We start from the raw sequence: 13,379 nt of genomic DNA on the forward strand, positions 1-13,379 counted from the left end.
ATTGCGATCGCAGGCACTGGATTTGGTCAAAAAGTCCACATCCCAGGATTCCAAGCACATCCTCAAACTGAGGTAGTTGCTGTTTATCACCGAGATATAAATAAAGCTAAAGCTATAGCAGAAGCCCATAATATCCCCCATGCCTCCGATTCACTGGCAGATATTGTGGCATTGCCAGAAGTGCAAGCAGTTAGCATCTCTACGCCGCCTTTTTTGCACTATGAAATGGCAAAAGCCGTATTACAAGCTGGGAAACATTTATTACTAGAAAAACCGACAACTTTAAATGCAGTTGAGGCCAAAGAACTTTATCATTTAGCTAAAGAAAAGAGCGTTATTGCATCTGTAGACTTTGAATTTCGCTTTGTACCAGGATGGCAGTTGTTTGCTGAATTATTGTCAGAAGATTATGTGGGTGAGTTGCGCCTAATTAAAATTGATTGGTTGGGTTCTTCTCGTGCTGATACTTCACGCCCTTGGAATTGGTATTCTGATAAAGAGAAAGGAGGCGGTGCATTGGGATCTTTGGGTTCCCACGCCTTCGATTATATTCACTGGTTATTCGGGCCAGTCCGTAGATTAAACGCCCATTTAACTACTGCTATTCCTACACGAGTTGATCCTGTTAGTGGAGAATCGAAGCCAGTAGATACAGATGACAACTGTATATTGACGCTGGAATTAGCAAATGGTACACCTTGCCAACTTTCTATCAGCGCAGTTGTTCATGCACCAAGAACTCATTGGGTAGAAGTATATGGCGATCGCGGTACATTAATTGTGGGTAGTGAAAATCAAAAAGATTATATACATGGTTTTCGTGTTTGGGGTTCGCAGATAGGTAAACCTCTAACGGAAATAGAAATACCGAATCGATTAATTTTTCCGAAAAATTATACTGATGGGCGTATTTCGGCATTTATCCGCGTAGTAGACCAATGGGTGCAAGGAATTGACCACAATCAGGAAATTATACCATCACTGCGAGAAGGAATTTATTCTCAGTTGTTGATGGATTTATCCCATGAATCTCATACAAAAGCAAGTTGGGTAGATGTACCAAGCTTGGAAGAGTTTATTAGTAATTAAAGATAAAATGAGCAAAACTCCCCGCATTCGTATCCCGCCAGAAGTGAAAAAATATGTTTTTCAACGTGACAAATATCAATGTCAAAGCTGCGGTAAAACTACTATAGAAACTAACCTCAGTATTGACCATATAATTCCCCTCTTTCGTGGTGGTCAAAATGATATTAGCAATCTACAAACCCTCTGTTTAACCTGCAATCAGCAGAAATCAAGCAACATGGATTCTCGCTTCCAGCGATATTTTCAGCTTTAGGTTAGGATTGGATGAGCTATTAATTTTTCACGATCTATGCCTCAAAATCACAATAGCAATTCTTTAAGATTCTTCAATATTAAAACTACGATTCTCTACCTCTTTGCGGTCATAGCTGTTTTAGCATTATCCTTTCCTTGGTTATATGAGATTAAAACGAAAGCTGGGATCGACATATCACGTAGCCGCCATGCAGGAACCTTTTTTGAGAAACATACTCGCGGACTCTTCAGGTGTGAGTGGCTTTATCCCTACCATTGCGATCGCTCTCACATCAAGTAAATAAAGTTACAGCAGAATTCAGGAGTTAGAATTTTGAAGTAAAACAGGGTGCATTACCTGGATTTGAGACGAATCGTTGTGTACTTGACTAACTTAAAATTCACTGTAAAAAGAAAGGGGATATTATTCCCTTTTCTTTGTGTAAGATTTTTATTCAAAAATTGACCTCGTTTCCAGTCTTTAGCCCTACAGTATATACATAAGTACTTCTCACCCCCAGGGCAAACGCATCTAAATATTGATGAGCATAGATAAAAGTAGGACTTTTAAGACATTTCCTGCAAGATTAGCGATCGCACTCTTGAGAACAGACATTGCACGCTCATCAACCTTCATAGATGGTGCGATGTCTACGACGGGCTACGCCTACGCTTGATTTTTAACACAGTCGCTACAAGAGCAGCGATCGCACTAACCTTCAACACTCAATAGAATAATAGGAATATGTGCTTGGAAACTCTGAAAATCGTTATCTGTTGTGAGGATGCTGTAGCTTCGATGATGGGCAACTGCACAAATCAGAAAATCAGTGTTTGAACCTTGGATACCATTGCTACGGCAGGTATTAAAAAACTCTGCGGCAAGTTCGTAGTCTTCAGGTAAGAGTTCCATATCTGGGAATATCCGCAGGTAATCTCGTAGACGGGTAAACTGTTCCGAACTGCGAATGCCAGAAAGGATTTCTTGCCTAATCGCACCCAACAAAGCAACTTGGTCATTGGTAATTAAATCGCGTAATCGGGTAACTACAGGGGAAGAATCGGGTGGGGTTCTCCGACGCAAAGCCAGCGACCAAACAGAGGTATCAACTATGACCCTCATGCCTGCTGACGTTGCTGTTTGTAGTCGTAGTCTGGGTCATAATCAATAGTGCCAAAGAGTTCTAACACTTTGAGTCGCTTGCGACGTTGGATATATTCGCGCAGTGCAGTTTCGACCAGGGCATCAACGGTTATCTGGTCATCTAGGGCGAGTGCCTCTTGCAGCAATGTATTATTGATGTTGAACTGTGTAACCACGATCGCTCCCAATCCAACAACTGACTAAATCAATATTATCGCACTTGGACGAAAAGACATTACACGCTCATCAACCATTAGAACCGATCGCGCTTGCACGAACAAAATAGTACGCTCATCACCATCAGGAGCGATGTCTACGACGGGCTACGCCTACGCATTACTTTTAAAACAGTCTCTACAAAAATAGCGATCGCACTCTTGATGGCTTTTTATTACCTTCAGCAACAGACAGTAACCCTGGAAGAACTGTTAGAAAATTCTGCATTCACCACTACCATCTATGCAGAGCATCTAGAACAACAATGGTGGAACCTGCAAGGCTATCCTGATTTAGTGCCATCGTTTACAGAAATTGTCAAGCAATCAAATTTTGTATATTGTGAGGCGGTGCAAGCCTCTCAGTTGTACAATATGGGGTTGGTGCATCTGCATGGTGAAATGTCAAGTCTCGCCTGTAAGTTATTTCGGCCATTTTTCGGCGATCGCCTGTTGCAAATCAACAGTTAGGCGTAATTTAATGGTTGCAGGTCGATGCAATTATATTGTCAAGGATAATGGGAAGTCTCACCTGGGAGTTATTTTGCCCCTTTTTTGGCGATCATTCAGCATCTAGGAGTCAGAATTAAGAATTTATAGAGAGTTTAGTCTGATTTGGATATCCATTAATTAAATCTCTCTATGATTCTTTAACTATTCTGACTCCTGTTAGAAGATAGCTAAGATTTAGCCGATTCTGGCTCCTTAATTCTTATATATTATCGTCCATTCTGATTGAAGTATCACTTATCAATTTGGAGATATATCAATGAATAAAAATCCTCATGAACAGAGCAATTCTGAGCGTAGGCAAGAACTTCAGGATAATGAAGAATCTTTCCGACTTCAACAGGAAGAGAGAGGACTGGAAAAAGGCAAACGTAGCGCTACGTTTACCTGTTTAACATTCATTACCAAGATGTGTGTACACTAAGTTGATACTAATGTACCTCTGTGAGTCCCTACATCTATCCCAACTGGCTTGAGATCGCGCTGACATCAACGGCTAACTTTTTGCCCAACTTGAGCAACTGAAGACACTTATTATCTGCTTCATTATCAACGCTAGTGATACATACCGGCCCTATCTGACTGTGCAGACAACTAAAGTATAGTTCCTGCGATCGCTGTAGGGAAACATTAATATTTAGTTGATCCCCGACATCAATCAATCTTTCCAACAGTTGAATATCTGCATTAAAACTACCATTTGCATCGTGCAATAATTGCCAAAGCGATCGCGCAATTAACTGTTCTAACATCTGCTTACCGTCGGGAATATTCAGCCGACAACGCAGATGTTTTGCTTCAGTAGCGATCGCCTCCAATTCTAGGATGTGATTCCAACTCTTTTGGGGATCAGCGATATCTTGCTCAAGCGATCGTAATGTCATCAGACAGCGATGCCCTAAAGCAATATCGGCTGCTACCTGCAATTCTTGCGGTACTGCTATTTCATCTCGATGAAACGCCATCAGCACACCATAATTATCACGGTACGCTTGTGTATATAATTGCCCTAGACGCGTCAGTGTTTCCTCACTAAGCAGCCGCATAATTCGGTGGCGTTCTTCAGCAAATAGATTCTGTAAGCTGAAAGCTTCTTCACCAAATAGCTGTGTCATTGCCAAGATAGTATGAGCCGCGCTAGCTTGTTTTAATGCCCCAAACAGCTTTTCTTTTAATTGGCTGTAGTTACGTCGCCCAGTAAATTGCTGAATGCCGCAGTGGAAATCCCAGCCTCCTAAATGCAGAACTGCAAATACCAAATGCTCACTTTCCCAAGTAATCTCTGATACCAGCTTTAAATTTCCGATAGCCAGAGTTAGCGATCCCATCCGTTGCATTTGGTAATCTAACTCATTGGCTGCATAGCAATAAACCTTTTTGTGGTAACGCTGAGACTGTTTGTCAGCAGCATCTTTTCTAGGTAAGGAATTGTGCGCCTCTGCTGGTTTCTGATTGGTAAATAGGGAAGTAATGGCGTAATGGGCTGCTACTTGCTTAAAGCCAAGTTGGGCAGTTAACACAAGTTGCCGATAAATTTCCGCACCGTGTTTGAACTGATCCACATTACTGGGGGCTAAACCAAGACGTTTGACAAAGCCTTTTTCCAACTGCACACCAGCCACATCCCCTGCCAATTCCAAAGCACGGGCAGCATAGCGCAGAATTTGTGTCCCCTCTGGACGGGAAATTTCCTCAAAAAACCAACCGCAACTAGTGAACATCAACAAAGCGTGACGCTGCATTTCTAACAAGCGCAAAGCGTCTACTTGTTCTGCTGCTGTTAGTTTGTGGGTTTGATGACGGGCGAGGAAACGGTTGACATTGGTAGCAGAGCGATCGCGCATTACTTGGATATATTCATCCCGTGCTAGCCAGGGATCGTGAAATAACTGCTTACCATGTTCTGCATACACCTCAGTTAGCTGATCCCGCAGCCAATTTAGGGAATCCCGCAAAGGACGACGCCATTTCTGATGCCAAACACCACCTTCCCCACCGCAACCACAGTCATCTTCCCATCTGCCGACACCGTGGGCGCAACTCCAGGCTGTGACTGACTTCAATTCCACTTCCCAACTCGGAGAATTCAAGCTCAGGTAGTGGGCAAAGTTCGTTACCGTCCAACCCTGTTGAGGAAACTCTTTGGTAAAGGCGTAGGCTAAAGTTTTCTCAGTTCCCTTTTTGTGATGTCCAAAGGTTTCCCCATCTGTCGCCACAGAAATCAACTGTGCTGCACGATGATCCCCACGCACCGCCGAACTGATACGCCCAGCAAAGTGACTGGAATTATAAACCACATCACTAAAACCCATGTCCCGCGATATCGGGCCATCGTAGAAAAAGATATCAATGTAAGGGGGGGAGTGGGGAGTGGGGAGTGGGGAGTGATTACTATCCCCATTCTCTTCTTTGATTGCACTCAGAGGTGAAGATGAAGTGTCTAATGTGGGCTTTAAATAACACCGATAGGGACGGGTAGAATCAATCTGACTACCACCTACTTCGATCCATTCAGGATGGGGATGATCTGGAGTGGGGACGGGACGACAACGCAGTGCCTGAGACGGTGCAAGGACAATGAAGCGAATACCCTCAGCAACAAGAGCTTCTAAGGTTGCGTAGTCTACAGCAGTTTCTGCTAACCACATCCCTTCGGGATCGCGTCCAAAGCGGGAGCGGAAGTCTTCTTTACCCCAGCGAATTTGGGTATATTTGTCGCGTTCATTCGCCAGAGGCATGATGATGTGATTGTATACTTGCGCGATCGCATTCCCGTGACCATGCAAGCGATCGCTACTCTTGGCATCCGCCTCTAAAATACGCTGATAAACCTCCACATCGTAGCGTTCTAGCCACGACATCAGAGTTGGCCCGATATTAAAACTAAAATACTCATAATTATTGACGATCCCCACCACTTCGCCTCGGTCATTTAACACTCTGGCAAAGGCATTTGGACGATAGCATTCCCAATGAATCCGCTCATTCCAGTCATGGAAAGGTGCAGCGCTCGGTTGGCGTTCAATTGCGTCCAGATAAGGGTTTTCCCTTGGTGGCTGGTAAAAATGACCATGCACCGTCACATAAACACCATTAGCCTTGTTCAGGGAATCGGTTTCTTTGGCGTTATTGGGATCTGAATGTAATGTTAACGTTGAGCCAGAGCTAGCTGGCATTTCAGCAGCAGAAGTCATGTATATTTATCCAAAACAAAAAACTTGCAGTTGCACCGAAAACATTGTGCGTAAACCTTTCTACAATAGTTTGAACACAAAATCCGGTATAAACAACAACTAAGAGATCCAACTAAATTTTGACAAAGCTGTTTTATTCTAGTGGGAAATCTGCGTTATCGCACAGCGCAAAGTCCGTTGGGCGGCTCTGCCGACTTAAAGGAACTTTGCAAGACAGCCCTTTCCCTGAAGGCTTAAAGTAATTAGCCATTGAACAAAGCCTGAGTTAGGGGTTTTCTCTTATTAGGGGCCAATCAAAATTTTAATTGTCTTTTAATAATTAAACCCCATTTTTGATGTAATATTTTGGCTCAAATTCATACTTTTGCAACAAAAGATTACGAGAACTCATTATATCGCAATCTTATTTTACATAATTACCGTGGCAATGAATGGAAAACAGTACAATCTCTGAATTGGTCTACAGATGGTTGAGAGTATCCTATGGGAGTAACAGAATTCACTATAGAGTGACCAGTTTCTAACATGACGAAAAACACTAAACAAAAATTAGCGACCGCTGGGCTTTTGATCATTGCGTGTCTTGCAATCGTGTTTCCATCGGTCAAAGAAAACCTGGTTTACGGGGGCATAGTGGAATTAACGAAGTGGTTCATCTTGACTTTATTTATGTCCACTTAAAGACCATTTCTCCATTCAAAATTCAGGACTTAGCAGGGGCTAAACGCCCCGCTACCGCTAAAAGCACTGAGATAAGATACTCTCAACCCAAAACAACAAATGTCAACCAAAAACATTATTCTTTTCGTTTTACTACTGTTTATCCCGGTTTCTGTAGCAGCCCACTTTCTGGAATGGGGAGAATTGATAGTTTTCATTACAGCTGGATTAGCAATTCTGCCTTTAGCGGCTTGGATGGGTACAGCCACAGAAGAAATTGCTGTTGTAGTGGGGCCATCGTTAGGGGGCTTGTTAAATGCCACTTTTGGCAATGCTACAGAACTAATCATCGCCTTAGTAGCGCTGAATGCTGGGTTAATAGATGTAGTCAAAGCCAGTATCACGGGATCGATTATTAGCAACTTACTACTGGTAATGGGTTTTTCCATGCTTTTGGGGGGACTGCGCTACAAAGAGCAGACATTTCAGCCAATTGTGGCGCGGGTAAATGCTGCTTCGATGAATTTAGCGGTGATTGCCATTTTGATGCCAACGGCGATGAATTACACCTCTCAAGGAATTAACGAAGAAACACTGCAAAATCTTTCTATTGCTGTTGCTGTGGTGTTAATTCTGGTTTATGCCTTAACGCTGCTATTTTCGATGAAAACCCACTCTTATCTATATGATGTGGGTGTAGCGGAGATAGAAGCAGAGGAAATCCCTCATGCTAAACCAAATATGATGTTGTGGGTTAGCGTGCTGCTAGTATGTACCTTACTAGTAGCACTTGAATCAGAAATGTTGGTCGATTCTCTGGAAGTGGCCACATCTCAGCTAGGTTTGACGGCGCTGTTTACAGGGGTGATTTTGGTTCCCATCGTCGGTAACGCGGCTGAACACGCTACAGCAGTTACCGTGGCGATGAAAGATAAGATGGATCTTTCCCTTTCGGTAGCTGTGGGATCAAGTATGCAGATTGCCCTATTTGTTGCACCCGTGTTGGTTATAGCAGGGCGAATATTGGGTAAACCAATGGATTTGGATTTCAAACCCTTTGAATTAGTAGCTGTGGTTGTGTCAGTGTTGATTGCAAACAGTATTAGTTCTGATGGGAAGTCCAATTGGCTGGAAGGCACTTTATTATTAGCTGCTTATACGGTATTGGGGTTTGCTTTCTACTTCCACCCAGTTATGGAAGGTATGGGATAGTACCGCAAGGCGGAAGTCAGCCCGTTTGGGGAAGTCAAAAGTTAAAAGTCAAAAGTCAAAAGTTTTGTATATCAAGACTTTTGCAAGTTTTAAAATAGTAGCTTGATTTCCGCCGCGCTGTACTAGATAGTAGTGCGTAGGCGTAGCCCGTCGTAGACATCGCTCATTTAAGCCATTCGCAAAAGCCCCTACCCTCAACGCCTGTAAAATAAAAAGATATAAGAGCGATCGCCTATATGAGCTACTGCCTTAATCCCCATTGTCCCAAGCCTGAAAATCCTAATGATGTCAAGTTTTGCCGGACTTGCGGTTCCAAGTTACTCCTCAAAGAACGTTACCGTGCTATCAAACCAATCGGACAAGGTGGTTTTGGCAAAACCTTCTTAGCTGTGGATGAGGATAAACCCTCAAAACCACGCTGCGTAATTAAGCAATTTTATCCCCAATCCCAAGGTGCTAATAGTCTTGCCAAAGCCGTAGAGTTATTTAACCAAGAAGCGGTGCAGTTAGATGAATTGGGCAAACATCCTCAGATTCCCGAACTACTGGCATATTTTACCCAAGACGATCGGCAGTATCTTGTACAAGAATTTATCGACGGGCAAAACTTAGCCCAGGAATTGGCACATAGAGGTGCTTTCAATGAAATACAAATCCGGCAACTATTAAACGATTTATTGTCAGTTTTGCAATTTTGTCATACTAGACACGTAATTCACCGCGATATTAAGCCAGAAAATATTATTCGTGAGAGCGATGCCCAACGCAAACTAGTATTAGTAGATTTTGGTGCTGCTAAATCTACCACTGGCGCTGCCTTAAATAAAACTGGTACTAGTATTGGTAGTCCAGAATATGTTGCCCCTGAGCAAATGAGAGGTAGGGCTATTTTCGCCAGCGATATTTACAGCTTGGGTGCTACTTGTATTAATTTATTAACAGTGCGATCGCCTTTCGATTCTTATGATACCAACAACGATACTTGGGTATGGCAGAAATACTTGCAAACTCCCGTCAGTAATGAGTTGAGTCGCATTCTCAACAAGATGCTAGAAAGTATTCCGATTCGGCGTTATCAAACAGTAGACGAAGTTCTCAAAGACTTAAATAAATACTCGCAAGTAGCATCAAAGCCAGCGATTGCACCAAAACCTATCCCTCAATCGCCACCAAATTCTTCACCTGCTTTTGTATCTAAATCTCCTAGTCAACTGGATCAGGAATTAGAAGAAATGAAAACCCAATTTATGGGTAACAACAAACCTCAACCAAATAAAATACAGCCACAAAACGCCACACCTCAGCCTTTTAGTAAAAGTCAAATAGATGAAGAATTAGAAGAATTAAAAGCCAAATATCTTGGTAATAATAACCCTTAAAATCAATAAAAAATAGAAAGCTGCGTTCTCTGCGCCTCTGCGGTTTGTTGCTTTATATCTACGTTTAAAAAAAGTGGCTCTAAAACTCAGAGCCACTTCTAAAGCTGTATTTTGAAACGGACTAACCTTTCACAATATTCTGATACAGATGTGCAAAAGCTTACTTCTTAGCTTCAGCAATGGGTACCCATTCAGTGTGGAAGCTTCCGGGCTTATCAAGACGCAGGTAGGTATGTGCGCCGAAGTAGTCGCGTTGTGCCTGAGTTAGATTTTGAGGTAAGCGATCGCGGCGATAGCTGTCAAAATAATCCAAGGATGCGCTAAATGCGGGTACTGGAATTCCAACTGTTGCAGCTGTCGCAATTACTTCTCGCCAAGCAGTTTGTCTGTCAAGAATTGTCTGCTTAAATTCGGGAGCTAACAGCAAGTTAGGCAAAGCTGGATTTTCGCTAAAAGCCTTCTTAATCTTATTCAAAAAGCGAGCGCGAATAATACAACCACCTTTCCAAATCCGCGCCATTTCGCCCAGATCCAAATTCCAGTTATATGTTTTTGAAGCTGTGGATAGCAACGCCATCCCTTGAGCATAAGAACAGATTTTTGAGCAATAGAGAGCATCGCGTACTTTATTGATAAAGTCCTTGGTTTGCCCGTCATACTTGCCACTGGGGCCTGTGAGGACTTTAGATGCTGCAACCCGCTCCTCTTTAATAGAAGAGATAATCCGGGCATTAACTGCTGCTGTAATTGTGGGAATAGCAACTCCCAATTCCAATGCAGTTTGTACAGTCCAACGTCCAGTTCCCTTTTGACCTGCTGCGTCAACAATCAAATCCACCAGGGGTTTATTTGTTTCTGGGTCAATATATGGGAAGATATTTTTCGTAATCTCGATCAAAAATGAATCGAGTTCGTCAGTGGTGTTCCATTCAGCAAACACATCATGTAGCTGACTAGGGTTTAATCCAGCGACATTTTTCAGCAAGTCGTAGGCTTCAGCAATTAACTGCATATCGCCATACTCAATGCCGTTGTGTACCATTTTGACATAATGGCCAGAACCACCAGGGCCAATGTAGGTTACACAAGGGCCATCATCGACTTGGGCAGCAATTTTGTTGAAAATTGGTGATAGAAACTCGTAAGAGCTTGTTGTACCTCCAGGCATCAGAGATGGGCCATTCAATGCCCCTTCTTCACCGCCACTGACACCCATACCAAGATACCGAAGCCCTGCGGGTTCTAATTCCTGAGTGCGTCGTTCTGTATCTTCAAACCAAGAGTTGCCACCATCGATAATGATATCGCCTTCGTCTAACAAAGGTTTTAGTTGAGCAATCACCGCATCCACTGGTTTACCAGCTTGCACCATTACTAGAATTTTGCGGGGACGTTCCAATAAGGCGACGAATTCTTCCAAGGTAAAGGCGGCTTTGACGTTCCGTCCTGTAGCACGCTGCGCCATAAACGCATCCGTTTTTTCTCGGGAGCGGTTGTAAACTGCAATTGGGAAGCCATTGCGCTCTACGTTTAGAGCGATGTTCTCACCCATAACGGCTAATCCAATCACACCAAAGCTTTGTAGTGTCATAAAAAATTTCTGGCTAACTCTCTTGCAGATCCTTTACCTATAAGGGTAGTCCGATATTTTCCGTTCTCCCCTAAAGAAGACCTTAAGACTTGAATAAATGATAAAAATCCACAACTAACAAGGATAATTAATTTTAATTTGTATCTAAATCAACAATTGACTAGCAAAATTTGCAAAATTGTTAGTTGAGGGGCTGGGGACTGGGGACTAGGAAGCAATTTAATTCACTAAATTACTTTTTCTTCCTGATATCTAATACCCAGTACCCGATCCCTAGTCCCCAATCCCTAGTCAAAGGAGTAACCAAATAATGCTGGCGTATGTCCTAGCTTTAGTGGTCGGTCTTGGTAGTTTAGCCATTTACATAGCAGCTTTCTTTTTTCCAGAAATCCACCGGAAGAATGATTTTATCTGGAGTGGTGTAGGATTTTTCTATGCTTTAGTCTTATGGGTGTTTGCACCACGCATTACTGGAGGTTTGTTGCTGGGTCATGTGGCTAGTGTGGCTCTTTTGGTCTGGTTTGGCTGGCAAACTCTATCATTACGTCGCCAACTGACCCCCCAGCCACAACAAACCCAAGTACCCAGTCCTGAGACGGTGAAAACTGGCATTCAGGAACAGGTAAATAAGTTCTCCCTTCAGGAAAGGCTGGGCCAGTTGCAAAAAGGTCTTGGTAGCACCTTCAGTGGTGTGAAAGACAAGGTACAACAAACTGGGAGTAAAAAAACACCCACAACCCCCAAGCCTGAAAACATTACCTCTGTAATAGCAGAGAAGCCTACTGTTGAGATTATCGACAAAACTACTGCCATACCAGAAAAACCAGCAGAGGAGATTACTACTGACACCGAAGCCAAAACCGAGAGTGTACCGGAAGCAATTCCACCACATCCCCCATCTCCTGAGTTGGTGGAAGCAGCGCAACCAGATTTTGAAATTGAGGAGAAGCAACCGATTCCCGTAGAAGAAATTGCGCCGGATGCGGTACTCGCTCCCCCGGCGGAAATGCTACCTGAAGAAATACCGCCTAATTAAGCTAGTTGAATACAGTGAAACCCAGCGTTAACCTAATATAATGTTGGGTTTCACTTAACTTATTTATAATGTTCTGCCGCAAATCGGCTGAAACAAACCTTGATAAATGACCAACATTAGATGTTGCGATGCCTACGGCGGCAAGCTACGCAACATCTGCAACATTAAGAGTTACAGCCTGGGCTACTAAAATTATGTCACCGTCAATCGTCTTATCACCAGCTGTTGGTTGTCCTTGTTGACGAGCTTGGGCCCAGAATAATGCCTTGATGTGCTTTGATTGCGATAGAAATTACCTATCGATTTTATGCAGCGATCGCAGTAGCATCAGAATGGATAGAAGCACACATCTGAAGTGGTTATACAAGATTCCCGACTTTTAAAATGAGTCGGGAATCTGAGCTTTTGCAACAAGCAAGGCACTACCAATTAGATATCAAAACCTTAATTGATAGTACAAAAACATAATCTTCAACAGAAAATTTATTCAACTTTGGCGCGGAGTGCGGGAGAGCGAAAGAAAGTTGCAAATCCAGCTTGGCGCTCGTTTAAAGGTTCTAGAGCATCGTTCCAAAGACTTTCATAATAAAAGAAAGTTACGCCTAAACCGCGTTCTTGGGCAGCCCGCACCTGAGACTTAATTTGCTGCATGGGAACTGGATTATTTCGTAACCCTGTCATAATGCCAACTCCAGTTGGAATTGTTTGTTGCGCTTCTTGAATTTCTGGGCGGGAAATCTTAGCCACAAAACTTTGCAGATCCGGACGATAAACTTGCACAATTAACTCATCCACAATATTTTGCCGCATCCAACCTAGCCAATCTTGCAGGTGAAACTTGTAAGCGAAATCATAGTAATTAGGAGAAACAGAGAAAATCGCCTGGGGTTTTCTCTGCTTCACAGCTTGGTTAAGTTGTACCATGAACGCCGTAATTTTATCTGCCCGCCACTTTACCCATGCTGCATCTTGGTAATTAGTTGGCGGAGGATTCTTCGTTTCTTTGGTGTACAAAGCAACTGTATATTGGTCGTAGCCAAATTCGTGAGGCAAACTCATGTGATCGTCAAACTGAATGCCATCTGCATCATATTGGGTAACAGTTTCTAGCACTA

13 protein-coding genes are annotated in these 13,379 nt (G+C 43.0%); 8 read left to right on the top strand and 5 right to left on the bottom strand.

Annotated features, from left to right (window positions below; translation table 11 throughout):
• From VE944_RS02705 to VE944_RS02715, 4 genes are all read left to right on the top strand, one after another.
• Nucleotides 1-1,089: Gfo/Idh/MocA family protein (locus VE944_RS02705; RefSeq protein ID WP_324971906.1), on the top strand; the 1,089-nt coding region annotated here is incomplete at its 5' end.
• A gap of 7 nt (nt 1,090-1,096) precedes the next feature.
• The gene (locus VE944_RS02710; protein ID WP_324971908.1) at nt 1,097-1,342 is read left to right on the top strand and encodes an HNH endonuclease; all 246 of its coding nucleotides are present in this window, start codon (nt 1,097-1,099) and stop codon (nt 1,340-1,342) included.
• Nucleotides 1,343-1,378: 36 nt separating this feature from the next.
• Nucleotides 1,379-1,624: a hypothetical protein gene (locus VE944_RS34055; protein WP_414690092.1), complete on the top strand. Its 246-nt coding sequence runs from the start codon at nt 1,379-1,381 to the stop codon at nt 1,622-1,624.
• Nucleotides 1,625-1,865: 241 nt separating this feature from the next.
• A complete protein-coding gene (locus VE944_RS02715) occupies nt 1,866-2,000 on the top strand; it encodes a hypothetical protein (protein ID WP_324971911.1) in 135 nt (44 codons plus the stop codon).
• A 35-nt stretch (nt 2,001-2,035) separates the two neighbouring features.
• On the opposite strand, the gene vapC is transcribed toward VE944_RS02715, so the two are convergent.
• Nucleotides 2,036-2,446: a type II toxin-antitoxin system VapC family toxin gene (gene vapC / locus VE944_RS02720; protein WP_324971914.1), complete on the bottom strand. Its 411-nt coding sequence runs from the start codon at nt 2,444-2,446 to the stop codon at nt 2,036-2,038.
• Nucleotides 2,443-2,643 carry a type II toxin-antitoxin system VapB family antitoxin gene (locus VE944_RS02725; protein ID WP_324971917.1) on the bottom strand — a complete coding sequence of 67 codons (201 nt, stop codon included), beginning with the start codon at nt 2,641-2,643 and terminating at the stop codon, nt 2,443-2,445. The genes vapC and VE944_RS02725 overlap by 4 nt, the downstream gene beginning before the upstream one ends.
• Nucleotides 2,644-2,736: 93 nt before the next feature.
• Between VE944_RS02725 and VE944_RS02730 the strand changes: the two genes are divergently transcribed.
• Nucleotides 2,737-3,153 carry an AAA-like domain-containing protein gene (locus VE944_RS02730; RefSeq protein WP_324971920.1) on the top strand — a complete coding sequence of 139 codons (417 nt, stop codon included), beginning with the start codon at nt 2,737-2,739 and terminating at the stop codon, nt 3,151-3,153.
• A 497-nt stretch (nt 3,154-3,650) separates the two neighbouring features.
• On the opposite strand, the gene VE944_RS02735 is transcribed toward VE944_RS02730, so the two are convergent.
• Nucleotides 3,651-6,386 (bottom strand): DUF3536 domain-containing protein, encoded by a 2,736-nt coding sequence (locus VE944_RS02735; RefSeq protein WP_324971922.1) that lies wholly within the window; start codon nt 6,384-6,386, stop codon nt 3,651-3,653.
• A 780-nt stretch (nt 6,387-7,166) separates the two neighbouring features.
• Here VE944_RS02735 and cax point away from each other — a divergent pair.
• Entirely contained in the window at nt 7,167-8,258 is a 1,092-nt protein-coding gene (cax, locus tag VE944_RS02740) for a calcium/proton exchanger (protein WP_324971924.1), read from the top strand.
• Between the two features lie 236 nt (nt 8,259-8,494).
• Nucleotides 8,495-9,637: a serine/threonine-protein kinase gene (locus VE944_RS02745; RefSeq protein WP_324971927.1), complete on the top strand. Its 1,143-nt coding sequence runs from the start codon at nt 8,495-8,497 to the stop codon at nt 9,635-9,637.
• Between the two features lie 160 nt (nt 9,638-9,797).
• On the opposite strand, the gene gndA is transcribed toward VE944_RS02745, so the two are convergent.
• Nucleotides 9,798-11,228 (bottom strand): NADP-dependent phosphogluconate dehydrogenase, encoded by a 1,431-nt coding sequence (gndA, locus tag VE944_RS02750; RefSeq protein WP_324971930.1) that lies wholly within the window; start codon nt 11,226-11,228, stop codon nt 9,798-9,800.
• Nucleotides 11,229-11,538: 310 nt separating this feature from the next.
• Here gndA and VE944_RS02755 point away from each other — a divergent pair, with 310 nt between their 5' ends.
• Nucleotides 11,539-12,264: a Ycf66 family protein gene (locus VE944_RS02755; RefSeq protein WP_324971933.1), complete on the top strand. Its 726-nt coding sequence runs from the start codon at nt 11,539-11,541 to the stop codon at nt 12,262-12,264.
• Nucleotides 12,265-12,747: 483 nt separating this feature from the next.
• On the opposite strand, the gene VE944_RS02760 is transcribed toward VE944_RS02755, so the two are convergent.
• Nucleotides 12,748-13,379 (bottom strand): glycoside hydrolase family 10-like protein (locus tag VE944_RS02760; RefSeq protein WP_324971936.1); only part of this gene is annotated, 632 nt, incomplete at its 5' end.

This window comes from Nostoc sp., assembly GCF_035638895.1.
Classification (GTDB): domain Bacteria; phylum Cyanobacteriota; class Cyanobacteriia; order Cyanobacteriales; family Nostocaceae; genus Nostoc.

Bases quoted from the DNA above. Each gene is read 5' to 3' on its own strand.
- VE944_RS02710 (WP_324971908.1), top strand. From the start codon at position 1,097: ATGAGCAAAACTCCCCGCATTCGTATCCCGCCAGAAGTGAAAAAATAT.
- VE944_RS34055 (WP_414690092.1), top strand. From the start codon at position 1,379: ATGCCTCAAAATCACAATAGCAATTCTTTAAGATTCTTCAATATTAAA.
- VE944_RS02715 (WP_324971911.1), top strand. From the start codon at position 1,866: ATGAGCATAGATAAAAGTAGGACTTTTAAGACATTTCCTGCAAGATTA.
- vapC (WP_324971914.1), bottom strand. From the start codon at position 2,446: ATGAGGGTCATAGTTGATACCTCTGTTTGGTCGCTGGCTTTGCGTCGG.
- VE944_RS02735 (WP_324971922.1), bottom strand. From the start codon at position 6,386: ATGACTTCTGCTGCTGAAATGCCAGCTAGCTCTGGCTCAACGTTAACA.
- cax (WP_324971924.1), top strand. From the start codon at position 7,167: ATGTCAACCAAAAACATTATTCTTTTCGTTTTACTACTGTTTATCCCG.
- VE944_RS02745 (WP_324971927.1), top strand. From the start codon at position 8,495: ATGAGCTACTGCCTTAATCCCCATTGTCCCAAGCCTGAAAATCCTAAT.
- gndA (WP_324971930.1), bottom strand. From the start codon at position 11,228: ATGACACTACAAAGCTTTGGTGTGATTGGATTAGCCGTTATGGGTGAG.
- VE944_RS02755 (WP_324971933.1), top strand. From the start codon at position 11,539: ATGCTGGCGTATGTCCTAGCTTTAGTGGTCGGTCTTGGTAGTTTAGCC.